The organism is Streptomyces sp. SKN60 (assembly GCF_026236535.1).
Taxonomy (GTDB): Bacteria; Actinomycetota; Actinomycetes; order Streptomycetales; family Streptomycetaceae; genus Streptomyces.
In genome coordinates, this window is record NZ_JAHTMW010000028.1 from 64320 (window position 1) to 89129 (window position 24810).

Annotated in this window: 12 protein-coding genes; 10 read left to right on the top strand and 2 right to left on the bottom strand. The window is 69.6% G+C overall.

Going from position 1 to position 24810, the window contains the following annotated elements; all coding sequences use genetic code 11:
• Positions 1-265: 265 nt before the first annotated feature.
• Positions 266-4951: a BREX system serine/threonine kinase PglW gene (pglW, locus tag KV205_RS32610; RefSeq protein WP_265868457.1), complete on the top strand. Its 4686-nt coding sequence runs from the start codon at positions 266-268 to the stop codon at positions 4949-4951.
• The gene (gene pglX / locus KV205_RS32615; protein WP_265868458.1) at positions 4948-8553 is read left to right on the top strand and encodes a BREX-2 system adenine-specific DNA-methyltransferase PglX; all 3606 of its coding nucleotides are present in this window, start codon (positions 4948-4950) and stop codon (positions 8551-8553) included. Before pglW ends, pglX begins: the two co-directional genes overlap by 4 nt.
• A gap of 60 nt (positions 8554-8613) precedes the next feature.
• Here pglX and KV205_RS32620 read toward each other — a convergent pair whose 3' ends face one another.
• Together KV205_RS32620 and KV205_RS32625 are read right to left on the bottom strand one after the other, a co-directional pair.
• Complete coding sequence (locus KV205_RS32620; RefSeq protein ID WP_265868459.1) at positions 8614-8823, bottom strand: DUF397 domain-containing protein; 210 nt, start codon at positions 8821-8823, stop codon at positions 8614-8616.
• On the bottom strand, positions 8805-9647 hold the full coding sequence (locus KV205_RS32625) for a DUF5753 domain-containing protein (RefSeq protein WP_265868460.1): 843 nt from the start codon (positions 9645-9647) through the stop codon (positions 8805-8807). Before KV205_RS32625 ends, KV205_RS32620 begins: the two co-directional genes overlap by 19 nt.
• A 217-nt stretch (positions 9648-9864) precedes the next feature.
• On the opposite strand from KV205_RS32625, the gene KV205_RS32630 reads away from it, so the two are divergent.
• The 8 genes from KV205_RS32630 to KV205_RS32665 all read left to right on the top strand — a co-directional run bounded on the left by KV205_RS32630 (position 9865) and on the right by KV205_RS32665 (position 24722).
• Positions 9865-10125 carry a hypothetical protein gene (locus KV205_RS32630; protein ID WP_265868461.1) on the top strand — a complete coding sequence of 87 codons (261 nt, stop codon included), beginning with the start codon at positions 9865-9867 and terminating at the stop codon, positions 10123-10125.
• A gap of 74 nt (positions 10126-10199) precedes the next feature.
• Positions 10200-10382, top strand: a complete 183-nt coding sequence (locus KV205_RS32635) for a hypothetical protein (RefSeq protein WP_265868480.1) — start codon at positions 10200-10202, stop codon at positions 10380-10382.
• Positions 10383-10541: 159 nt separating this feature from the next.
• Positions 10542-12407, top strand: a complete 1866-nt coding sequence (locus tag KV205_RS32640) for a DUF2075 domain-containing protein (protein ID WP_265868463.1) — start codon at positions 10542-10544, stop codon at positions 12405-12407.
• 170 nt (positions 12408-12577) lie between these two features.
• Positions 12578-16501, top strand: coding sequence for a DUF6079 family protein (locus KV205_RS32645; RefSeq protein WP_265868465.1), 3924 nt, complete (start codon positions 12578-12580; stop codon positions 16499-16501).
• A complete protein-coding gene (gene pglZ, locus KV205_RS32650) occupies positions 16498-19401 on the top strand; it encodes a BREX-2 system phosphatase PglZ (protein ID WP_265868466.1) in 2904 nt (967 codons plus the stop codon). Before KV205_RS32645 ends, pglZ begins: the two co-directional genes overlap by 4 nt.
• Before the next feature lie 41 nt (positions 19402-19442).
• Positions 19443-21191, top strand: a complete 1749-nt coding sequence (locus KV205_RS32655; protein ID WP_265868467.1) for an AIPR family protein — start codon at positions 19443-19445, stop codon at positions 21189-21191.
• A 43-nt stretch (positions 21192-21234) separates the two neighbouring features.
• A complete protein-coding gene (gene brxD, locus KV205_RS32660; protein WP_265868468.1) occupies positions 21235-22560 on the top strand; it encodes a BREX system ATP-binding protein BrxD in 1326 nt (441 codons plus the stop codon).
• Positions 22560-24722 (top strand): DEAD/DEAH box helicase, encoded by a 2163-nt coding sequence (locus KV205_RS32665; RefSeq protein ID WP_265868469.1) that lies wholly within the window; start codon positions 22560-22562, stop codon positions 24720-24722. The genes brxD and KV205_RS32665 overlap by 1 nt, the downstream gene beginning before the upstream one ends.
• Positions 24723-24810 lie beyond the last annotated feature (88 nt).

Genomic DNA, 24810 nt, shown 5'->3' on the forward strand with positions numbered 1-24810 from the left:
ACCTGTATTCAGGGTCCGCATGACGGGCAGGGCGCGAAAGTACGCTGATTCGGCCGCTCTGACCTAAACCGTCAAGATCCGGGTGAAACGATCACCGGCTTCCCTGTCCGGCGACGACCGCATATGCCGGGAACGCCTCCCGCTGTCAGCGTCCGCCATTAGGATTTCCCACGGATGTGCCCTGGTCGGGACGGCCCCGATGCCTCTGAGCAAGCCCTGGGTGATCCATCAGTCGGCAGGGAATCGAGACGGGCGGGGACAGCGCATGCGGGAAGGCCGGTGGACGACGGTCGCCGACTCCGAGTTCGACCATGAGCGCCGCGGCCTGGAGGCCATCCGCGCGCAGCTGCCGGATGCCGACCCGTGGCGTGCCTGGTCGAACTTCACCTTCACCGCGAACACCGGGCACGTCCGCGAGGTCGATCTGCTCATCGTCGCCCCCGGCGGCATGTTCATGATCGAGCTGAAGGACTGGCACGGCTCCGTGACCAGCGAGAACGGCACCTGGGTCCAGACCACCCCCGGCGGTCACCGCCGCCCCCACGGCAATCCGCTCCACCTGGTCAACAAGAAGGCGAAGGAGCTGGCCACGCTCCTCGGCCAGAACGGCAAGCGCGTGTGGGTGGGCGAAGCGGTCTGCTTCACCGACGGTGGTCTGCGGGTCCGCCTCCCCGCCCACGACCAGAACGGCGTGTACACCGTCCCCGAGCTCGTGACCATGCTGAAGCAGCCGCCGCGGGACGAGCGAAGCCGCATCACCGCGATCGACTCCCGAGAGATCAAGACCGCCCTCGACCGCATCGGCATCAAGCGCAGCGAGGCCGCGTACAAGGTCGGCCCGTATCAGCTGGAGCGGAAGTCCTTCGACTCCGGCCCCACCTGGGCGGACTACCGGGCCACCCACAGCGAGCTGCCCGAGGTCGCCCGGGTCCGGGTCTATCTGAGCGAGCGCGGCTCCGACGCCTCCCTCCGCCGCTCCGTGGAGAACGCCGCCCGGCGTGAGGCGGCAGTCCTCCAGCGTTTCCGTCACCCCGGCGTCGTGCAGCTGAAGCAGTACTTCCCGTCCGGCCACTCGGCCGGACCGGCGCTGATCTTCGACTACCACCCGCAGACCCTCCGGCTCGACGAGTACCTCCTCCAGCACGGCAAGCGGCTCGACATCCTCGGCCGGATGGCGCTCGTCCGTCAGCTCGCCGAGACCATGCGGTCCGCCCACTCCAGCCGGATCCACCACCGCGCCCTCGCCGCGCGTTCGATCCACGTCATCCCGCGCAACCGGGGCCGGGAGGGCAAGGCCGTCGGGGAGGAGGCCGCCTGGCTGACCCCGCGGCTGCAGATCTCGGACTGGCAGATCGCCACCCAGCGGTCCTCCGGCACGGACGGCGCCACCGGGCAGGGCATGACCCGCTTCGCCCCCACAGCCCTTTCGGTGACACATGTCTCCGAGGGCTCCGACCCCTATCTCGCGCCCGAGCTGACCGCGCTCAACGCTGACCCCGTCTATCTCGACGTCTACGGTCTCGGCGTCCTCACCTATCTCCTGGTCACCGGCAAGGCGCCCGCCGCCAGCCAGGCCGAGCTGCTCGCCCGCCTGGAGGCGGGCGAGGGCCTGCGCCCCAGCTCGCTCGTGGACGGCCTGTCCCCGGACATCGACGAGCTGGTGCAGGCGGCCACCGCGTACCGCCCGGGTCAGCGGCTGTCCACGGTGGACGAGTTCCTGGAGATGCTGGAGTACGTCGAGGACAGCCTCACCGCACCGACGTCCCCGACGGCGCCCGAGACCGCCGACGTACCCGAGAAGGACCCCCTGGAGGCCGTGGCCGGTGACGTCCTCGGCGGCCGGTGGGAGGTTCGCCGCCGCCTGGGTACGGGCTCCACCAGCCGCGCCTTCCTCGTACGGGATCTGGAGGCGGAGGTCCGGAAGACCCGCCCGCTCGCCGTGCTCAAAGTGGCCCTCTCCGACAGCCGGGGCGAGATCCTCGTCCACGAGGCCGAGGTGATGGGCCGGCTGCGCCCCGACTCCCGGATCATCCGGCTCGTCGAGCCGGAGCCCCTGCGCATCGCGGGCCGGACCGTGCTCGCCCTGGAGTACGTCGGGGACGAGCGCGACCAGGACACCGACGCCGACGGGGCGGCGGCCGAAGGCCCCGACGCCGCTCCCCGCAAGGGCACGCGGCACCGGCGCCGCGAGGAGACCGTCGCCCGCCAGCTCCGCGAGCGCGGCCGGCTCCAGATGGACCAGCTGGAGGCGTACGGCGACTACCTCTTCGGGGCCGTGGACTTCCTGGAGGGCGAGAGCGTCTGGCACCGCGACATCAAGCCCGACAACATCGCCATCCGCATCCGCCCCAACCGCACGCGCGAGCTGGTGCTGATCGACTTCTCCCTCGCCGGCTACCCGGCGACGGACCACGATGCCGGTACGGAGGGCTATCTCGACCCGTTCATCGGCGGCCTCACGCGTACCGCCTACGACTCGCACGCCGAGCGGTACGCGGTGGCCGTCACGCTGCACCAGATGGCGTCCGGCGAGCTCCCGAAGTGGGGCGACGGCTCGGTGCCGCCGCACATGACGAAGGAGGCCGAGTTCCCGTACCCCGTCATCGCGGCCGACGCCTTCGAGCCCGCCGTACGGGACGGGCTGCTCGCCTTTTTCCGCAAAGCGCTGCACCGCGACACCGCGGAGCGGTACCCCGAGCTCAAGCCGATGCGGGACGCCTGGAAGAAGATCTTCCTGGACGCCGCCCAGGCGGTGCCGTCCAGCCACCGCACCCGACACCCCGAACCGGCCACTGAGCAGACCGCTCCCGCCGGCGCGCCCGCCATCGCCGAGGCCGAGCCGCTCACCGCCGACGAGCAGCGCGAACGGCTCGCCGCCGCCGTCACCCGAGACACCCACCTCTCCTCCGCGGGCCTCACCCCAGCCGCCGAGTCCTTCCTCTACGGCCTCGGCATCACCACCGTCGGCGGACTCCTCGACTACAGCCGCAGCAAGCTCCTCAACGCCCCCGGTCTCGGCACGAAGACCCGCACCGAGGTGCAGCGCCGCCAGCGCCAGTGGGGCAAGCTGCTGCGCGAGGCCCCCGTCTCGCCGCTCACGCCGAAGGGCCGCGCCGAGGCCAAGGAGGAGCTCGCCCAGCTCACGGCAGCCGAGTCGGCCGTTCTCGGCTCGCTCGCCACCGGCGAGGGGGCGGGCGGACTCACCGCCTCCGCCCTGCGCTCGGTCAGCCTGGACACCCTCGCCACGATCTTCGTGCCGGAGCTCAACAACAACCGCTCCAACAGCAACAAGATCGAGATGGTGCGGCTGCTGCTCCGCCTCCCGAACGAGCGCGGCGAACTCCCCGACATCGGCGTCTGGCCCAAGCAGAAGGACGTGGCCGAGGCCCTCGGTCTGTCGGCCGGCCGCATCCCGCAGATGCTCAAGGAGGAGCGCAAGCGCTGGAAGAAGCACCCGGCGGTCCAGGCCCTGCGCGAGGAGATCATGGACCTCCTCGGGGGCCTCGGCCGGGTCGCCTCCGCCCTGGAGATCGCCGACGCCCTCGCCGTACGCCGCGGTACGACGCTGGCCGAGCGCGAACAGCGCCGCGCACTCGCCCTCGCGGCCGTACGAGCCGTGGTGGAGGTGGAGCAACTCGAGCCGGAAGAGGCCGAGTTCCAGCACCAGCCCAACCGGAAGGCAACCGAGGACGCCCTCGCCGCGGGCCTGCTCGCCCTCGACGTCCGGGAGGGCGACGCCCCGGACACCCCGACGGCCCCCGGTCTCCTCGACTACGCGATGCGGCTCGGCAAGACCGCCGACCGCCTCTCCGGCCTCGACACCCTCCCGACGGCGACCACGGTCCTCGGCGACCTCGGCGCGCTCAACCCGCCGCCCGGCCTCGTCGAGTGGGACGAACGCCGGCTCGTCGAACTGGCCGCCGCGGCTTCGGCCAACGCCGCCGCCACCCCGCGCCTGGAGATCTACCCGCGCGACCTGTCCCTGGTCCGCGCCCTGCGGCTCACCCAGGCCGGCCTGGTCCCGATGATCCCGGGCGTCCCCGAGGCCCGGCAGCCGGGCCTCACCGGCGAGGACATCCACGAGCGGGTCCGCGCCCGCTTCCCCGAACTCGTCGTCACCGACGCGCGCGGGGTCGCGACCCACGAGCTGCCGACCGGCAGCCGCCTGACGAAGGCCCTCTTCGACGCCGGCTTCGAGCTCACCCTGTCCACGCGCGAGGACACCAAGACCCTGCGCTATCTGCCCACACGGATGGACGGCACCTCCAGCTACCTGACCGGCGGCATCGGGCACCAGTCCACCGGCGTCGGCACGGTGACCCGGTACTCCGACGACCCCCTGCTCGCGGGCGCGGTCCGCTCCGACGAGCGCCTCCTCGCCTCCGCCCGCCAGGACGGCTACCGGATCCTGACCGTGCACCACGGCCGTACGGTCGAGGCGGTACGAAGGCTGACCGCGGACCGGATCGGCGCGCGCCCGGTGTCCGTGACCGAGCTGTTCCTGGAGTCCATGCACGCCCTCGTCCCGCCGGCCACCAAGCCCACGTGGGAGACCCTGCTGAAGGCCGACGTGGCGAAGCCGGGCACGCGGGGGGCGATGAAGTTCGCCGAGTACGCGCGGACAGCGTGGGGTGCGGTGGAGCCGCGGGTACGGGAACTGCTCGACCCGGCGGCGGGTGCGGGCCCGGTGCTGCTGACGGAGACGGCCGTCTTCGCGCGGTACGACGCGATGGGCGTCCTCGACCGGCTGGCGGAGGCGGCCCGGCAGGGCGGGCGCGGCCTGTGGCTGCTCGTGCCGCAGCCGGACCCGGCGCGGGAGCCGAAGCTGGGCGCTGTGGCCGTGCCGTACCAGGCGGGCCTGGGCGAATGGATCGACTTGCCCGACTCGTGGGTGAAGAACGCCCACCGGTCGGGTCTGAACGAACTCAAGGGAACTGGAGACGCGAAGTGATCGACCGCAAAGCCCTGTTGGACGACCTGAAGCAGCAGGTCAAGGCGGTCGAGACCGACCTGGGCAAGCAGGTGAAGGTCGTTCCCGAGGGTGCCCGCCTGCGGGACGAGTACGACCGGGCGCGGAAGCTGGGGCGTACGGCGGCGACGTGGAACACGTGGCTCGATGAGCGGATCACGCAGGTTGCTGTCGCGTGGGTGCTGGGGTCTGTGTTCGTGCGCTTCTGCGAGGACAACGGGCTGATCCCGGAGCCGTACCTGACGGCGCCGGGGGCTGACCGTCGGGACCTGGCGCTGGCACGGTACGAGGACTACCTGGCGACTTCGGAGGACCCGACGTACCGGGGGTGGCTGGAGCGCGCCTTCGAGGAGCTGGGGAGTGGCCAGGCGGGCCGGCTGCTGTTCGACCGGCGGCACAACCCGCTGTACCAGATTCCGCTGTCGCACGACGGTGCGCGGGAACTGGTGGACTTCTGGCGGGGGAGGGATGAGGAGGGTCTTCTTGTCCACGACTTCACGGATCCGCTGAACGAGGACGGAACGGAGGGGTGGGACACCCGGTTCCTGGGTGACCTGTACCAGGACCTGAGCGAGGCGGCCCGGAAGACGTACGCGCTGCTGCAGACCCCGGAGTTCGTGGAGGAGTTCATCCTCGACCGGACGATGGACCCTGCGGTGCGGGAGTTCGGCTACGAGGGCCTGAAGATGATCGACCCCACGTGCGGGTCGGGGCACTTTGTGTTGGGCGCGTTTCGGAGGCTAGTGCGGCTGTGGGGGGATGGGCAGCCGGGACGTGACCTGCACGAGCGGGTGCGGGCTGCGCTGGACTCGGTGCATGGGGTGGATCTGAACCCGTTCGCGGTGGCTATTGCGCGGTTCCGGTTGTTGGTGGCGGCGATGGCGGCGAGTGGGGTGCGGACGCTGGGTGAGGCGGCGCGGTATGAGTGGCCGATTCACCTGGCGGTGGGCGACTCGCTGATCAAGCACCGGCACAAGCAGGGGAACCTGTTCGACGACTTGGAGGAAGAGGGCGCGGACGAACTCGCGGACTTCAAGTACGAGACGGAGGATGTGCACGAGCACCCGGAGATTTTGAGGCCGGGGCGGTACCACGTGGTGGTTGGGAACCCGCCGTACATCACGGTGAAGGACAAGAAGCTCAACGAGCTGTATCGGGGGCTGTACGACGCGTGTGCGGGGACGTACGCGTTGTCGGTTCCGTTCGCGCAGCGGTTCTTCGAGCTGGCGAAGGTGGGGGACGCCGAGAGCGGGCGCGGGTATGGCGTGGTCGGCCAGATCACGGCGAACTCGTTCATGAAGCGTGAGTTCGGAACACGGCTGATCGAGACGTACTTCAGGCATGAGGTGGAGCTGACGGAGGTCATCGACACCTCGGGGGCTTACATCCCAGGGCATGGAACGCCAACGGTGATCCTGGTCGGCAAGCAGATGGGCGGTAGCCGACGTTCAGCAACCATTCGTACAGTTCGAAGCATCCAGGGCGAGCCATCCGCACCTGAGCGGGCCGAAGAAGGCATGGTCTGGAACGCAATTACGGAACAGATTGATAAGCCCGGGTCAGTTAGCAAGTGGGTCTCCGTCGATGACCTTGAGCGCGATCGCTACTTCGGTAAGCAGCCCTGGGTTCTGACCGACGGTGGTCTTGAGATGGTCGAGCAGCTCGCGACAGCTTCGACTGGTCTCTTGAAGTCCGCCATTGAGCCACCCATCGGGCGGGCTATCCGTGCAGGGGCAGACGAGGCGTATATTCGCCCTCTTAGGGGCACATACCGAAGGAGTGCAGATCGCGCTGCCCTTCGCCCCCTCATGACTGGGGACATTGTTCGCGACTGGAACGCTAGCCCGGATGATGCAATCTGGTTCCCGTATGTACAAGGACTCCGGACGGATGAGCTAGTCACCGAACTCTGGCCGTTGCGCCGCCTGCTCGAAGCACGACGGACATTTCAAGGAGACATGGCGGACGCCGGCCTCCAATGGTGGCACTACATGCAGTTCACTGCATCTGCATACGAAACTCCGCTATCGATCACATTTGCGGAAGTTGCGACACACAATCATTTCGTGCTGGACCGAGGTGGTAACGTCTTCAAGCAAACCTCACCAGTAATCAAGCTCAACAAGGATGCCAGCGAGGAGGACCACCTCCGCCTGATTGGGCTTCTCAACAGCTCCACGGCATCCCTTTGGCTCAAGATGGCCTGCCACAGCAAGGGGAGCGAGGGCTATCAATCCGGGATCAAAACCGAGATGTGGGAACGCTTCTTCCAATTCAACGGGTCCAACATCGAACGATTCCCTCTCCCCAGCATCCAGCCCACAGGCGCAACCAAATCCCTCGACCGCCTTGCCCAACACCTAACTGCCGTAAGCCCGCTCACCCTAGTCACCGAGGCTGCGCCCAGTGCACTTGCGCTCCGTAAGGCAAAGTCGACCTGGCAATCCACTCGCAAGCGGCTAATCGCGCTTCAAGAGGAGCTGGACTGGCAGGTCTACTCGCTTTACAAGCTGCACCCCGAGGATCTGCGGGTCTCGGAGGACCCCGACTCCCCCGACATCCCCGAACTCGCCCTCGGTGAGCGCGCCTTCGAGATCGTGCTGGCCCGCAGCGTCGCCGCAGGCGAGGCCAGTGACGAGTGGTTCAAGCGGCATGGGTCCACGCCCATCACGGAGATTCCGGCGCGCTGGCCCGCCGCCTACCGTGAGGTCGTGCAGAAGCGGATCGACGCCATCGAGTCGTCCCGGGCCATCGGGATGGTCGAGCGGCCCGAGTACAAGCGACGCTGGGCCACCGAGGGCTGGGACGCTCTCCAGGAAAAGGCACTGAAGTCCTGGCTGCTGAATCGGATCGAGGACCGCGACCACTGGTTCGACGAGAACGGGATGCCCGCCCTCGTCACGCTCTCGCGGCTGACCGACAACCTGTCCCGCGACGAGGACTTCGTCTCCGTCGCGAAGATCTACGCGCCCCGCAAGGAACTGCCCGCCGTCGTCGCCGAGCTGATGACCGACGAGCACGTGCCCTTCCTGTCCGCCCTGCGCTACAAGCCCTCCGGGCTGAAGAAGCGCGGTGACTGGGAAGACGTCTGGGACGGCCAGCGTCAGGAGGACGCCGCCGAGGACGAGCTGGCCAAGCGGAAGATCCGGGAGAAGATCCCCGTCCCGCCGAAGTACACCTCGGCCGACTTCCTGCGCCCCTCCTACTGGCGGGCGCGCGGCAAGCTGGACGTACCCAAGGAGCGCTTCATCTCGTACGGGCAGGCCAACGTGCCGACACCGGACCTGTACGGCTGGGCCGGCTGGGACCACCAGGAGCAGGCGTACGCGCTCACCACGTACATCGCCACGCACGAGTCCCTGACTGACGAGGAAGTCACCCCGTTCCTCGCTGGTCTGCTGGAACTCCAGCCGTGGCTGGACCAGTGGCACGGCGAGTTCGACGCCACCTTCGGTACGTCGCCGGCCGACTTCTTCCGGGGCGACCGGCAGATGGAGCAGGGTAGGCACGGCCTGACGGACGACGACCTGCGCGCGTGGCGCCCGGCGGCGGCCACGCGGGGTCGTCGTACGACCAAGAAGTAGGCCCAAGTGCGCCGACGGCCCCCGCGATCCGGAAGGTTCGCGGGGGCCGTTGGTGTCTGGTCAGCCGTTGAGCTGTCCGCCCTTGACCGCCGTGACGAAGGCGGACCAGCCGCCTGCCGGGAACGTAAGCACCGGGCCGCGCGGGGTCTTGCTGTCCCGCACGGGGACGACGGAGACAAAGTCGTCCGAAACCTCGACGCACGCGCCGCCGTCCTGGTTGCTGTGACTGCTCTTGCGCCAGGTCGCAGCGCTCAGGTCGATGGATCGCACGGCAGCTCCTCCAACATGCACAGGATCAATTTCCGCGACTCAGACGGCGAAAGCGCCAGGTCACGCATCGCATCGTACGCACGCTGCATACGCTCGACGACAGCGTTCTCCTCGAAGAGCTCGCCGCCGTATCCGTGCTCCGTATATGCCACGGTTTGCCAGCCGGGCAGGCGCAGGAACCAAACGTCCGTGCTCGACAATCCGTGCAGTCCCGCATCCTGCGGCAGCACTTGGAGGGTCACGTTCGGCCGCTCGGCCATCTCGACCAGGTACTCAAGCTGCTCCCGCCACGCCGCCGCGTCCCGCAACGCCGTCCGCAAGGCCACCTCCGACAGGATCGTCCGGAAGGGCGGCGCGTCCTCCCCCTCCAGCAGCGCCTTCCGGCCCATCCGCGCCTCGACCTGCTGCTCCAGCTCCTTGCCCTTCAACCCGCCCAGCGACAGCAGCTCTCTCGCATACCCCGGCGTCTGTAACAACCCCGGCAGCACACTCACCGCGAAGTGCCACAGGCTCACCGCCTCGGACTCCAGCTTCATGTACTTCCGGTACCGCTCCTTGAACTGCGACTTGTCCCCCGTCGCCAGCTCCCACAGCGTCAGCAGTAACCCCGGCGTCCCATAAAACGTGTCCAACGCCTGGACGACCTCCGGGCTGCTGAGCGTCTCGCCCTTCTCCATCTTCCCGAACAAGGACCAGTCCCAGCCCACCCGTTCCCCGAGCTGCCGCAGGCTCAGCCTCCGCTCCGCCCGCAGTCTTCGCAGCTCCTCGGCGAACCGTTGCCGTGGCTCTTGACTCCGGCCGCTGATCACTCGTCGCTGCGGCATGGCGCTCCCCTCAGAGTCGCTCACAAGGGCGGCAGGTGCGGGACGGGGTGTGGAAGGTGTGGAACCGGCGTCGCGCGGAGGGGAATCACTCCCCCGTCCACATCGCGCCCGCCCGCCTCCGGGCACATCCTCGTCACACCCGGACTACGCAGCGTAATTCACCGCACGTCAGCGGGTCCGCGAATCAGCGCAACCACCTCACGAGGAGCGAGCCCCCATGACCCCCGCCACACACAATCCGGCCAATCCTCCGAAGACCGCCCCTACCCCGAAGATCCAGGAGGCACTGGACGCCCGTGATGCCCTCGCCACCGCCCTCAGCCGGGCCGGCATCCAGCTCCCCGCCATGGACATCCGTACTCCATGGCTGGACGACCGCGAGGCCGAAGCCTCGTACGCCCTCGTCCACCTCGGGATCTGTTCCGCGCCCGTCGCCCACGCGCTCGCCACCGTGATCATGAACGGGCTGGCCACTTGACCAGCGACAACCCCGCCACCCCACCCCTCGGCGCCATCGTCCTCGACACCGCCCGCAACCACGTGGGCCGCGTCATGGGCGCCGAAGGCCCATACCTCCAGCTCCGTCCCCTCGGCGGTGGTCGTGAGTGGGACGTGGAACCCACTCACCTGCACCCCCTCACCGGCGCGGAGCTGCTGAGTGCGCTCGTCGCCGAGGCCAACGCGCGCAGTCGGCGCCGCCGCAGTCTCGGCGACGGGCCACCGTCAGTGCCCTGACCTGACGGAGTCCGGACCTGCGCCCTCCACATGATGCACACGCTGTCTTAAGATGACCGAAATCATCTCAGCGGCCCGCCGGGCTTCCGTTCCGCTTCGCGGACTCAGAGGACACGCCCCCACCCGCACGAGCGTTTTTGTGCTGCCTGGGGGCTTTTCTTGCTGTTCCGTGAGTCTGCGGCGTCCGTTGCCGCGCGCACCCTCGAAGGGTCGCTGGCGCTGCTCCTGATCGAGAACTTCCGGCACAAGCACAGCCACCAGCCCGGCAGCTCCGAGGTCCGCTCCTGGGAGCGCAGCCTCCCCGCACTCGCGAATGCCCTGGTCGAGGCCGGACTCGGTGAGGTCGAGGTGATGGTCGAGTACGGGCTCCCCCTCACCAGCAAGCGCGCGGACGCGATACTGGCCGGTGTCCACCCGACCACCGGCGAGCCATCGTACGTCGTCGTGGAGCTCAAGCAGTGGAGCGAGGCGTATCCCGAGGAGGAGGACCCGCTCCTCTGCCGGATCGACGCCTACACGCACCCCGTGCTGAACCCGATCGAGCAGGTCCGGGGCTACTGCGAGTATCTGCTGTCCTTCAACGCCGCGGTGGAGCGGACGCCCGAGTCCGTCGCGGGTGTGGCCTACCTGCACAACGCCACGGAGTTCGGCGTCGCCTCGCTGCGAGCCGTCCCCGAGACCCTCCACGGCCGCATGTACACCGGCGAGCAGCGCGGCGCGTTCCTCGACTTCCTGCGTTCGCGTCTCGCGCCCAAGCCGGGCGCTGAGGCCGCCGACGTACTCCTGCAGGGCAAGGTCCGCCCGTCCAAGCAGCTGATGAGCGTCGCGGCGGCGGAGGTGCGGGACCGGGAGCAGTTCGTGCTGCTCGACGAGCAGCGGCTCGCGTACGAGCTCGTGATGTCCGCCGTACGGAAGGCGAAGGGCGCGAACCACAAGCAGGTCATCGTGGTGACCGGTGGCCCCGGGTCCGGCAAGAGCGTGATCGCGATGCAGTTGCTCGGGGAGCTGTACCGCCGCGGTGTGCCCGCCCTGCACGCGACCGGGTCGCAGTCGTTCACCAAGACGATGCGGAAGGTCGCGGGGGCGCGGAAGCCCGAGGTGCAGAAGCTGTTCAAGTACTTCAACAGTTTCATGGAGGCCGAGCCGAACGATCTCGACGTGCTGATCTGCGACGAGGCGCACCGGCTCCGCATCACCTCCGCCAACCGCTACACGAAGGCCGCTCTGCGCACCGGCCGGCCGCAGGTGTCCGAGCTGATCGATGCGGCCCGGGTGCCGGTGTTCCTGCTCGACCAGCACCAGGTGGTGCGGCCGGGTGAGATGGGGACCGAGGAGCAGATCCGGGAGGCTGCCGCCGCTCACGGGCTCGACTGCACGGTTGTGGACCTGGACAGCCAGTTCCGCTGCGGGGGCAGCGACGCGTATGTGCAGTGGGTCGCCGACCTGCTCGGTCTGGAGGGCGGAACGCCGACGGTCTGGGAGCCGGACGGCAAGGTGGACCTCCGGGTCGCCGACAGCCCTCAGGAGCTCGAAGACTTCCTCGTCGCGCGCCGCGACGAGGGCTACGGCGCCCGCATGTCCGCCGGCTACTGCTGGAAGTGGACGACGAAGATCACCCCCAGCATGCAGGCGCTGCCCGCCGACGTCGTCATCGGGGACTGGGCCCGGCCGTGGAACGTGTACGGGGACCGGTCGGTGCTCGGGGCGCCGCCGGCGCCGCTGTGGGCGACCGACAAGGCCGGTTTCGGTCAGGTGGGCTGTGTGTACACGGCGCAGGGCTTCGAGTACGACTGGTCCGGCGTGATCCTCGGGCCGGACCTGCTGTGGCGTACGGACCGCTGGGTGGTGGACCGTACGGCGTCCAAGGACCCGTCGTTCACCAAGGCGACGCCGGACGACCAGATCGACCGGCTGGTCCGGAACACGTACAAGGTGCTGCTGACCCGGGGCATGATCGGCACGATCGTCTACTCGACGGACCAGGAGACGCGGGAGAAGCTGCGGTCCCTGATCCCTCCGGCGTAGGTCGCGAGGGGCGAGCCCCGTTCCCTCCCGAACGCCCTCCGACCGGCGTCCGACCACCGCTGTCCGAAAACGGTCAACCGTTGTCAGACCGACGCCATACGATCGGACGAGCTTCAACCATCACATCCAGCACCGTCGGCAGCGCCCGCCCGTCGAGAGTGAGACCGTCCATGGCCCAGCAGCCGCCCCTGCTCCGCGATGTCATCGACATCAAGGAAAAAGTCTCCACCTCGGACTTCGTGCTCCAGCTCTCGGAGGCGACGACCCCCGAGGGGGCGGAACGTGCGCTCCGGGACTACGTGGTCACGGAGCGGCTGCTGGAGAACTTCGACGAGGCGCTCGGTCTGATCAAGTCGGCGCTCGACGGGGCCACGTCCAAGGCCGCCTATCTCCACGGTTCGTTCGGTTCCGGTAAGTCGCACTTCATGGCGGTGCTCCACGCGCTGCTCAGCGGCAGCCCCGCGGCCCGTGCGCGCGACGACTTCGACCCGATACTGACGAAGCACGAGTGGCTCGGCACGGACGGGAAGAAGTTCCTGCTCGTGCCGTACCACATGCTCGGGGCGAAGGCCCTGGAGCAGCGCGTTCTCGGTGGGTACGTGAACCACGTCAAAAAGCTGCACCCGGAGGCGCCGACGCCGCAGGTGTACCGGACCGACGCCCTCTTCGACAACATCCGGTCGATGCGGGCGAGCATGGGCGATCAGGCCGTCATCGCCGGTCTCACTTCGGCGGACGGGACCGACGACGCGGACGGCGAGGAAGAGGACGAGTGGGGCGAGTCGCTCGCCTGGGCGTGGACGCCGGGGCTGCTCGACACCGCCCTCACCGCGGAAGAGGTTCACGAGGGCGGCCAAGCCCTCAACCTGGTCCGGCCCTCCGCGCCCTCCGAGCTGCGGGCGCGCCTCGTGCTCGACGCGAGCACCAACCTGCTGCCCGGTTTCACCAAGAACGCGGCCGAGGACGAGCACGGGTTCATCTCGCTCGACGCCGGTCTGTCCGTGATCGCCGAACACGCGAAGAGTCTCGGCTACGACGGTCTGATCCTGTTCCTCGACGAGCTGATCCTGTGGCTGGCGACGCTGATCCACGACCAGAAGTTCGTGGCCCGCGAGGCCAGCAAGATCACGAACTTCGTCGAGGGCGGCGACGCCCGCCGCGCCGTTCCGGTGGTCTCTTTCATCGCCCGCCAGCGCGACCTGCGCGAGCTCGTCGGCGAGGAGGTGTCGGGAGCGGCCGAGTCCTCCATCCAGGACACGCTCAACCTGGCCTCGGGTCGTTTCGACAAGATCACCCTGGAGGACCGCAACCTCCCCCAGGTCGCCCACGCACGCCTCCTGCAGCCGAAGGACGCGGACGCCGCGGCGCTCATCAAGACGGAGTTCGACAAGACACGCAAGGTCCGCCAGGAGGTCTGGGACACCCTGCTCGGCTCGGACCGGGGTGCGGACGGCGTCGGCGCGGACGAAGAGAGCTTCCGGCTCACGTACCCCTTCTCGCCGGCCTTCATGGACACCCTCGTGCATGTGTCCTCGGCTCTCCAGCGCAACCGCACCGGTATGAAGCTGATGGGCCAGCTGCTCGCCAACCATCGCAACGAGCTGCGGCTCGGCGACCTGATCCCGGTCGGCGACCTCTATCCCCTGATCACCGCGGGCGGCGACAAGCCGTTCACCGACAGCCTGAAGGTCGTCTTCGAGGCGGCGGACAAGCTGTACAAGACCAAACTGCGCCCCTACCTCCTCCTGACGCACAACGTGTCGGAGGAGGACATCGAGAAGTACACCAACCGCCCCGACGACATCACCGACCCGGCACTGCGCGGCCGGATCAAGCTGTTCGTCGGCGACAACCGCATCGTCGGCACGCTACTGCTCTCCGCTCTCGCGCCGAGCGTCCCCGCCCTGGCCGAGCTCACCATCCGCCGCCTCTCCGCCCTCAACTACGGCTCCGTCGTCGCCCCGATCCCCGGCCGCGAGTACGGCATCCTGAAGAACAAGATCTCGGAGTGGGCCGGCCGTTTCCCGGAGATCAAGGAGACCGGCACCGAGGCCAATCCCGGAGTCCGTCTCGAACTGTCCGGCGTCGACGTGGACTCGGTCATCGCCAACGCGCAGATCAACGACAACCCCGGCAACCGCAACGCGCTCGCCAAGCGGCTCCTCGGCGAGGAACTCGGCATCACCCAGGGACAGTTGATCGACGACCTGAACCTGGTCTGGCGTGGTACCGAGCGCAGCGTCGAGGTGATCTTCGGCAATGTCGTGGACGAGGACGAGCTGCCCGATCACGACCTGATGCCCCAGATGGACGGGCGCTGGCGGCTCGTGATCGACCTGCCCTTCGACGAGGGCGAGTACGGGCCGGTCGAGGACGCCGACCGCATGCGGCGGCTGCGCGAGAAGCAGGGCGAGCCGTCCCGTACGGTCGCCTGGCTGCCGACCCATCTCTCCAACCAGCGGTACGCGGACTTCCGCCGCCTCGTCGTCATCGACAAGGCGCTCGCGGACGAGCAGCGCTTCGACGGGCAGTACGCGGGACATCTGAGCCCCGACAACCGGTCCCGGGCCAAGGGGCTCCTGGAGACCCAGCGGGAGTCCCTGCTCAAGAACGTCAAGGCGGCCTTCAAGCAGGCCTACGGGCTCGCCGAGAAGAAGGCCACCGACGTCGAGCTCGGCTTTGCCGACCATCTGCAGTCGCTGCGTCCGGTCGACGGGCTGACGCTCTCCTTCGGCCAGTCGATGCGCGACGGCATCCGGCACATCGCCGGCAAGCTGCTCGCGAGCCAGTACCCGGAGCACCCGGACCTCGACCCCGACGGCACCGGTACGGCCGTCCGGCAGGCCGACGCCAAGAAGGTCTTCGGCCACGTCCAGGCGGCGGCCGAGGCCCGTGACGGGCGGGCCGAGATCCCTGCCGCCGACCGGAACCTGATGCGCAGGGTCGCCGGCCCGCTGCGGCTCGGCCAGCAGAAGGAGGCGTACTTCGAGCTCTCCCGTTACTGGGCCGACCACTTCCAGCAGCTGGCCCGCGAGCAGGGCGTGACCGGCGATCTCAGCCTGATCACGCTGACCGACTGGACGGACCGGCCGACTCCGCGCGGGCTGCCGGCCTTCCTCAGCCGGCTCGTCGTGGCCTCGTTCGCCGAGATGGACGACCGGGTGTGGGTGCGCTCGGGCATGCCGCTCGACCCCACGCCGGGCCTCCACGAGATCAAGGACCAGGACTCCCTGCGCAGCCAGCCGCTGCCCTCCGAGGAGGACTGGGACAGCGCCCGGCAGCGGTTCGCCACCGTCTTCGGGGAGCCCGCGCCGACGCTGCGCCGTGGGCGCATGGTGAACCAGCTGGCCCGGCAGATCGCGACCGAGGCCGGCAAGTACCGCGAGGAGGCCCGCCAGCTGGTGGCGGAGCTGGAGCGGCACGCCGGGTTCCTCCAGCTGGACGAGACCGTCGAGACGGGGCGGCTCGCCATCGCGCGCCGGGCCGTGGAGCTGCTCGACGTGCTCACCAGCTCGGCCGGTCAGGGTGCCGCAGGTGCCAGGAAGACGGTCGAGGCGCTCGCCGCCTTCGACTTCGGTCCCGTGAGCCCCGATCGTTTCGGGACGTCCGTCAAGCAGGCCGGTGCGGTGGCCCGGGCGCTGGACTCGGCCTCCTGGACCACGCTCGACCTTGCCTCCTCCGAGGGGCCCGAGGGCGAGGCGCTCCTGGAGTCCCTCCGTAACGCCGCGCGCAGCGACCAGCGGACCAACGACCTGAAGGACGCCCTGGCGAGCGCACAGCGTGACGTCCTGGCGCTGGTGAAGCGGAACCGGGCCGCGACCACTCCGCCGCCCGCTCCCGCTCCCCCGGCGCCGCGGCCCAGCGACGTGGCCCTGGACACGCCGACCAGCCATCCTCCGGTCCCCGAGGAGAGCGAGCCGAAGACCGGTCCCACCGGCGGCGGCACCGGCACGGGCGGTCGGGTGCGCCGGTCCGGCGGCGGCCGGACCATGGCCGTGCGCGCCGTCGCGGAGCTCCAGGCCGAGCTCGCCGAACTGGTCGCCCAGGAGCCCGGCGCCACCATCGAGATCACCTGGCGGGTCGTCGAGTCATGAGTACGGTCGCCACCGGCACGGTCGCGGTACGGCTGAACCTCGCGACGATCACCCAGTACCTGTCCGCCCAGTCGTCCCTGGCCGACTCACTCGCAGGGCGGGGCAGGCGCCGAGTCGTCCTGCTGCGCTCCACTCCGCAGTGGGAGGGGCCCGCCGAGCTCGCCTGGGGTGAAGGGCAGTCCGCGCGCGTCGTGGCGGCGCCGTCCCCGCTCGCCGTGCACGAGCTGGTGCTCGACCATCTCGCCGAGCGGGCGCCGGGACCGGCCGTCCTCGTCGTCCTCACGGACCGGGAGCAGAACGAGCTCGACCCGGCGATCCTCGCCCGCGCCCACAAGCAGCGCATCGACGCGGTCGACAGCTGGGACGTGGTCCAGGACGCCTTCGGCACGCAGCAGATCGACCCGCGGCTCAAGGAGGACAACTGGGCCGCGGAGGCACTCCTGGACGCGGCACCGCCGGCCGGCTGGCCCCGCCTCGGTGGCGGATTGCTCTCCCGGGCCCGTGCCCTGACCGAACTCGCGCTGCGGCGCCTGCGGCTCGGCCCGTACCAGGACGAACACGAACCCGGCCGCCGCGACCACACCACCGCGACCGACAGCCTGGACATCCACGCGCTGCTCGGCTGGTCTCTGACGCCGACCGGCCCCGAGCGGTTCTTGGAGCTGCGCGGCCCCGAGCGCTCCGGCCTTGTGGCGTTCCTCGGCGAACCGGACCAGGCAGGGCGCGCCGGTCAGGCGGTCCTGGCCCTGGTCGAGGCGGAGCACGGGCCGGACGCCGTCCCCTTCGGGCTCGTGTGTTCCGCGCTCTGGTGTCACGCCGAACCGGACGCGGCGACGTACACGGCCCGCGGTCGGGCCGAGCGCTGGTTCGGCGAGCGGCTCCCGGCCAAGGGCGAGGAGTTCGACACGCTGGCGGCAGCCTTCGGTCGGGCGGCGGAGGACTACGTCACGGGTCTGCTGGCCAGAGCGGCCCGGGCCGATGGCGACGGCGACGGATCCGACGAGACCCGTGAGGCACGCAGGATCAGTGAGACCGCCCTGGACCGGGCTTCGAGTCTGGTGCGCCAGTTCGGGGCGGAGGCGGCGGCCCAGACGAGTCCCGTCCTGTCCGTGGGTCTGGAAGCCAGGTTCAAGGCCGTCGGCCGGGCGCTGGCCGCGCGTGAGCCGGGAGCACTGGCCCGCGCGGTCGCCGCACTCGAAGATCATCGGCGGGCGAAGGGCCCGGAGAACCGGGCGCGGATCGAGCGGGCGAGAATGAGTCAGCGGCTCGTCCAGTGGCTGGCCGCCGAAGCGATCGACGCGAACCGGCCGGTGTTCGACGCGATACAGCATCATGTCCAGGAGACCGGCTGGGTCGACCGCGCCCTGGAGTACATCGAGGCCGGCGGCGACCCCGATCCGGCGCTCGCCGCCGCGTACGACTCACTCGCCGCCCGGGTACGTCAGCGCCGCCGCGAGATCGACCGCGACTTCGCCCGCACGCTGTCCACCTGGACGGCCGGGGTCACCGGGCCCGGCACGGGTCTTGTCGTGGAGAACTTCCTGGAGCGGGTCGTGAAGCCCGTCGTCCAGGGCCCCGGCGACCGGCGGGTGCTGCTCCTTGTCCTCGACGGCATGAGCGCCGCCATCGCCACCGAGCTGGGTGAGGAACTGCGCGCCTCCTGGGCGGAGTTCGACCCGGTGGAGAACGGCAGTCCGCGCCGCCGTGCCATGGCAGCCGCGCTGCCGACGTTGACGGCCGTGTCCCGGACCTCGCTCTTCGCGGGCCGGCTCATGCAGGGCTCGCAGAAGGACGAGGCTCAGCTGTTCCCGCGGCTTCCGCTGTGGGGCGGCGCACCCGCCGCCGTCTTCCACAAGGACGACCTGCGGGCGGAGAGCGCCGGGGAGACGTTCGGGCCGGCCCTCACCGAGGCGCTGGAGGACGGGCGTACGCATGTGGCGGTGGTCCTCAACGCCATCGACGACAAACTCGCGAAGGAGCAGAAGCTCGGCGACGGGTCCTGGCAGGCGGTGCAGGTCCCCGGCCTTCTGGACCTGATGCGGGTCGCGGCCGAACAGGGCATGGCCGTGCTCATCACCAGCGACCACGGGCATGTGGTGGACCGGCACGGGGTGAAGGTCGAGGCCGGGTCGCCGCTTTCCGCCCGCCATCGGGCTCCGGGCGGGGACACCGTCCCGGCGGAGGTCGAGCTGCGGGGGAGCCGGGTCGTCGCGCCCGACCCCGGCGCCTCGATCGTCGCTCTGTGGGATGCCGATTCTCGGTACACGGCCCGGAAGGCCGGCTACCACGGGGGCGCGTCGCTCGCGGAGTTCACCATCCCGGTCCTCGCGTTTCTGCCGTTCGGGGCCACGCCGCCACCGGCGTGGCGGGAGCTGGGCGACCAGCGGCCGATCTGGTGGCATCTGAAGGAGCGGGCGTCCCGGCCTGCCCCGACACCGAAGCCCACCGTGCCTGCGAAACGACCGGCCAAGCAGAAGCCCACCAGGGAGCAGGAGCAGCTGGCCCGTACGCACGATTCGCTGTTCGACGTCGCACTCGTCCCTGCGGCGGAGCACGAGGATGCGCTGGTGACCGCTGCCGTGGTGGGCCCCGACGACGCCCTCGTCGCGGCGCTCTTCGCCTCGGACACCTTCAAAGGACAGCAGGAGCTGCTCGCGCGCAAGCCTCCCGAGGGCAAGCTGAAGCAGGCGATTCTCGCCCTGATCGACGCGGGCGGCACCCTGCCGGTGACGGCCCTGGCCCAGCGCGTGTCGTATCCGACGACGCGCGCCGACGGCTTCGCCGCCATCCTGCGTCAGCTTCTCAACTACGACGGCGTCCAAGTCCTGGAGACCTTGCCGGACGGCAGGACCCTCCGCCTCGATCTGCCCTTGCTGCGCGTCCAGTTCGACCTCGACTGACTACCCACCCGTCCGCACCTTCGCACGATGAGCCAGGAGCCATGAGCGCCAACGACCGTGTTCTGATCAACCAGATGATCGAAGAGTGGCGGACCGCCCGCACCGTGCCGCTGTCGTTCGACGCCGCCTTCGAGCGGTTCGCGAGCGAGCACGCTCTGCACGGCTTCGGCCTGTCGGAGGAGGAGATCGAGGCCGGCATCATCGGTGGCGGCAACGACGGTGGCGTCGACGGCGCGTACGTGTTCCTCGGCGGCCGGCTCCTGCACGAGGACAGCGAGATCCTCCAGCAGTCGTCGGCCGCCGCGCAGATCGAGGCGGGAACGCAGCTGACGCTGTGGCTCGTCCAGGCCAAGACGAGCCCGGCCTTCTCCGAACTGGCCCTGGACCGCGTGGCCGCCACCTGCAAGGACCTTCTCAACATGGAGGTCGACGAGGAGGCCGTGGCCATCCTCTACAACGAGGACCTGCTGGGCCGCTTCAAGCTGTTCCGGGAGGCTCTGAAGCGTCTCGCGCACCGCCACCCGACCATGCTGATCAAGTTCTCGTACGTGACCCGCGGTGAGGCCTCCGAGGTCCACGTCAAGGTGCAGACGAAGGCGAAGCTCCTGGAGGCCCAGCTCACCCAGGCGTTCGCGATCTCCACGGGCGAGGTCGAGTTCCTGGGCCCGGCCGAGCTGTGGAAGCGGGCCAGTACCCTTCCCTCGTACACCCTGGAACTTCCGTACCGGGAAAGCATCACGCACGGCACGAGCCACATCGCGCTGGTCGGCCTGGGCGAGTACATCGACTTCCTCAGCGACGAGACCGGCACGATCAAGTCGCACATCTTCGACTGGAACGTCCGCGACTACCAGGGCAACGTGGAGGTCAACCGGGAGATCACCACGTCGCTCCAGAAGGCGGACGCGCCCGAGTTCTGGTGGCTCAACAACGGCATCACGATCGTGTGCTCCCAGGCCACGTCGGTCGGCAAGCGCCTCAGCCTCTCCGACGTGCAGATCGTCAACGGACTCCAGACCTCGTACACGCTCCACGAGACCCTGCGCGAGCTGTACGCCACCGAGCCGACCGACCCCGTCTTCGAGCGACTGGTCCAGGTGCGCATCCTGGTCACGGCCGACCAGGCGGCACGCGATGCCGTCATCCGGGCCACCAACCGACAGACCAGCGTGCCGGTCGCCTCCCTCCGGGCCACCGACGACATCCAGCGGCAGATCGAGTCCTACTTCCTCGAGCACGACTGGTTCTACGACCGCCGCAAGAACTTCTACCGGAACCAGGGCAAGCCCGCCGACCGCATCGTCAGCATCCCGCTTCTCGCCCAGTCCGTGATGGCTATGGCCCTTGGACAGCCGGACCACGCACGCGCCAGGCCGTCCAGTCTGCTGAAGTCGGACACGGACTACCGGCGGGTGTTCTCCGACAAGACGGAGCTGCCGGTGTATCTGTGGCTCGCCAGGGCTCAGCGCCAGGTGGACGAGTTCCTTCAGTCGGCCTCCGAGCCGGTCACCCGCTCCGAGTACACCAACCTCCACTTCCATCTGGCCATGCTCGGTGCCGTCGACCTGGTCGGCCGGGTGTTCAACCGGCCGGACATGCTCGCGAACGCCGCCCGGGAGGAGGTCTTCCCCACTCCCGCCCGGCTGGAGTCTTTGTGGGGATCGCTTCGCGAGCAGTTCGAGCTCTTCCAGAAGGAGCGGCAGTGGGGGCCGGACAAGACCGCGAAGAGCGCGGAATTCGTCACGCACCTGACGACGACCCTCGACTACGGCAGCCTGCGCCGGCGATGACTCGGCCCGGCACCCGATCCGAGGCGGATGGGAGAATGCGCGGGTGAGCGCACCTCGTCCCACCGTCGTCTCCGCCGCCCGCCGGCGCACCGCCCTCGATGCCCTCCGGCGCGGGGCGGTCCCCGAGAGCGGCCTGGATCTGCTGGCCACCGGACTCGACCGCTTCGAGACCGCCCTTGATGCGGAACTCGACGCGGTCGCCTCCGGCGCCTCCGTCTTCAAGGCCGTGCGGGGCGAGTACGGCTCCGGCAAGACCTTCTTCACCCGCTGGCTCGGCGAGCGTGCCAAGCAGCGGAGCTTCGCCGTCTCCGAGATCCAGATCTCGGAGACCGAGACTCCCCTGCACAAGCTGGAGACCGTCTACCGGCGCCTCACCGAGCGACTGGCGACGGCGAGCTTCCCGCCGAGCGCACTGCGTCCCGTGGCGGACGCCTGGTTCTACGCCCTGGAGGAGGACGCTCTCGCCGACGGCGCCGACGAGCAGGACCTGGACGGCGCTGTGGAGAAACTGCTGACCGCCCGGCTGACGGAGGTCTCGCGGCACGCGCCGTCCTTCGCCACCGCGCTGCGCGGTTACCGCGCAGCACTCGCGGAGGGCGACGAGGCGACGGCGGCGGCGGTCCTGGCCTGGCTCGGCGGCCAGCCTCATGTGGCCGCGGCGGCCCGGCGCTCCGCGGGCGTACGCGGGGACCTCGACCACTTCGGCGCCCTGGGCTTCCTGCAGGGGCTGCTGACCGTACTGCGGGACTCCGGCCACCGGGGGCTCTTCGTCGTTCTCGACGAGGTGGAGACCTTGCAGCGGGTGCGGTCGGACGCCCGCGACAAGGCGCTGAACGCCCTGCGCCAGCTCATCGACGAGGTCCACTCGGGCCGCTTCCCCGGCCTCTACCTCGTCATCACGGGAACGCCGGCGTTCTTCGACGGTCAGCAGGGCGTGCAGCGGCTCGCGCCACTCGCCCAGCGGCTGGCCACGGACTTCACGACCGATCCGCGCTTCGACAACCCGCGCGCGGTGCAGCTGCGTCTGACCGGATTCACCCAGGAATCGCTGACCTCCCTCGGTGTGAACATCCGCGATCTCTATGCCTCCGGTGCTGCGGCCCCCGATCGCATCAAGACGCTGGCCGACGACGCGTACATCGGCGATCTCGCCCGTGCCGTGGGGGGATCGCTCGGGGGGAAGGTCGGGGTGGCGCCCCGACTCTTTCTGAAGAAGCTGGTCGGTGACGTCCTCGACCGTATCGACCAGTTCGAGGACTTCGATCCGAGACAGCACTACCGGCTGACGGTGACCAGCAACGAACTGACCGACGTGGAACGGAATCTGGCTGCGGCGGCCTCCGCCGACGGCATCGACCTGGAGCTGTGATGGCGCACGCCGCGGACCCCGTCGACCGGCTGGACCCCGTGGTCCTGCACCATGTGGTCAACACCCTCGGCTGGCCGGGCCTCCGGCCCCTGCAGCGCGCCGCCATCGATCCCGTGATGGACGGCGAGGACGCGGTGCTGCTGGCCCCCACCGCCGGCGGGAAGACCGAGGCTGCCTGCCTCCCGATCCTCTCGGCCATGACCGCCGGAGGCTGGACGGGCACCTCGGTCCTCTACCTCTGCCCGCTCAAGGCGCTCCTCAACAACCTGGTGACGCGCATCGACGGCTACGCCCAGTGGCTCGGGCGCAGCGCCGCCCTGTGGCACGGGGACACCAAGGAGTCCCAGCGGCGCCGTATCCGTACCGAGCGACCCGACATCCTGCTGACCACGCCGGAGTCCCTGGAGGCCATGCTCATCGGCGTGAAGACCGACCACGCACACCTCCTGGGAGGTGTCAGGGCGGTCGTCGTGGACGAGGTGCACGCCTTCGCGGGTGACGACCGCGGGTGGCACCTCCTGGCCGTCCTCGAACGTCTGGAGCGGGTGACGGGGCGTGCCATCCAGCGGATCGGGCTGTCCGCGACCGTCGGCAATCCGGAGGAGCTCCTCACATGGCTGCAGGGCGCGAAGGCCGGGGAGCGTCCCGGCAGGGTCGTGGCCCCGGACGCATCCCCTGCCGCCACGGCGTCCCGTGCCGTCGCCATGTCCGCGGCCGCCACCACATCGCCGCCGCCAGGAGACGTGGAACTCGACTATGTAGGTTCCCTCGACAACGCCGCCAAGGTCATCGCGGCCCTCCACAGGGGCGAGAAGCGGTTGGTCTTCTGCGACTCCAGGCGTCAGGTGGAGGAACTGGGCGCGGCGCTCCGCGCACGGGACGTCACCGTGTTCCTTTCCCACGCCTCACTCTCGGCCGACGAACGGGCCCGGTCCGAGCAAGCTTTCGCCGAGGCACGCGACTGCGTCATCGTCGCCACCTCGACCCTGGAACTGGGCATCGACGTCGGCGACCTGGACCGGGTCATCCAGATCGACTCCCCCGCCGCCGTCGCGTCCTTCCTCCAGCGCATCGGCCGAACCGGGCGGCGTTCCGGATCAACCCGAAACTGTCTCTTCCTGGCCACCCACAAGGACGCGCTGCTGCAGGCCGCTGGACTGCTCCTGCTCTGGGGCCGGGGCTGGGTCGAACCCGTGGTGGCGCCTCCGGAGCCACGTCATCTCGTCGCCCAACAGCTCCTCGCGGTCACTTTGCAGGAACACAAGCTGGGCGATCAGCTGTGGTCGGACCAGTGGAACGGGCTCGTCCCCTTCGATCGCTCCGCCGCTCCCGTCCTGCGCCATCTCGTGGACGAAGGATTCCTGGACTCAGACGGCGGCATGCTGTTCATCGGCCAGGAGGCCGAGCGCCGCTTCGGGCGACGGCACTTCATCGAACTGACGGCGTCCTTCACCGCGCCGCCGCAGTTCACGGTTCTGTCGGGACGCACCGAGATCGGCCGGATGGACCCCACCGTTCTCACCGAGGAGCGTCCGGGGCCGCGCAGACTGCTCCTGGCCGGCCGTAGCTGGCAGGTGACGTTCATCGACTGGGGGCGCAAGAGGGCCTTCGTCGAGCCTGTCGAGAGCGGCGGAGTCGCCAAGTGGTCGGGCGGATCGGTCGCGGGCCTCTCGTACGCCCTTACTCGTGCGATGCGCGAGATCCTCTTGGGCGAAGACCCGCCCGTGGCGCTCACCCGCAGGGCCGAGGTGTGCCTGCAGGAGTGGCGCTCCGAGGAGGCCCCCCACACGGTCCATCCCGGCGGCACCCTCGTGGTACGGCACGGGAACGACGTCCGCTGGTGGACCTGGGCGGGCTACCGCGCCAACGCGACGCTCGGCGCGACGCTGGGGTCGATCGCCGACCCCGTGCAGCGCCCGGACGACTGCTGCGTCCGGCTGCGGGAGGACCTGACGCAGGACATGTGGCGGAGTGCATTCAGGGCCGCAGAATCCGGTCCCGCCCTGGTGCTTCCCGACGTCGATCAGCGGGCGGTGGCAGGTCTGAAGTTCTCCACCGCCCTGCCCTTGCGGCTTGCCACGGCGACGGTCGCGGCGAGGCTGGCGGACTTCGCGGGGGCACGTGCCGCGCTGTCGGAGCCGGTCAGGTTCCAGTCGAGGTAGTTGCGGCGGCCACTGCTTTATTGGCTCACCGCCAACCCGGTTGTGTACTAATGTCGTTGGTGCTGCGCACCTTCCCGGAGGGTATGTC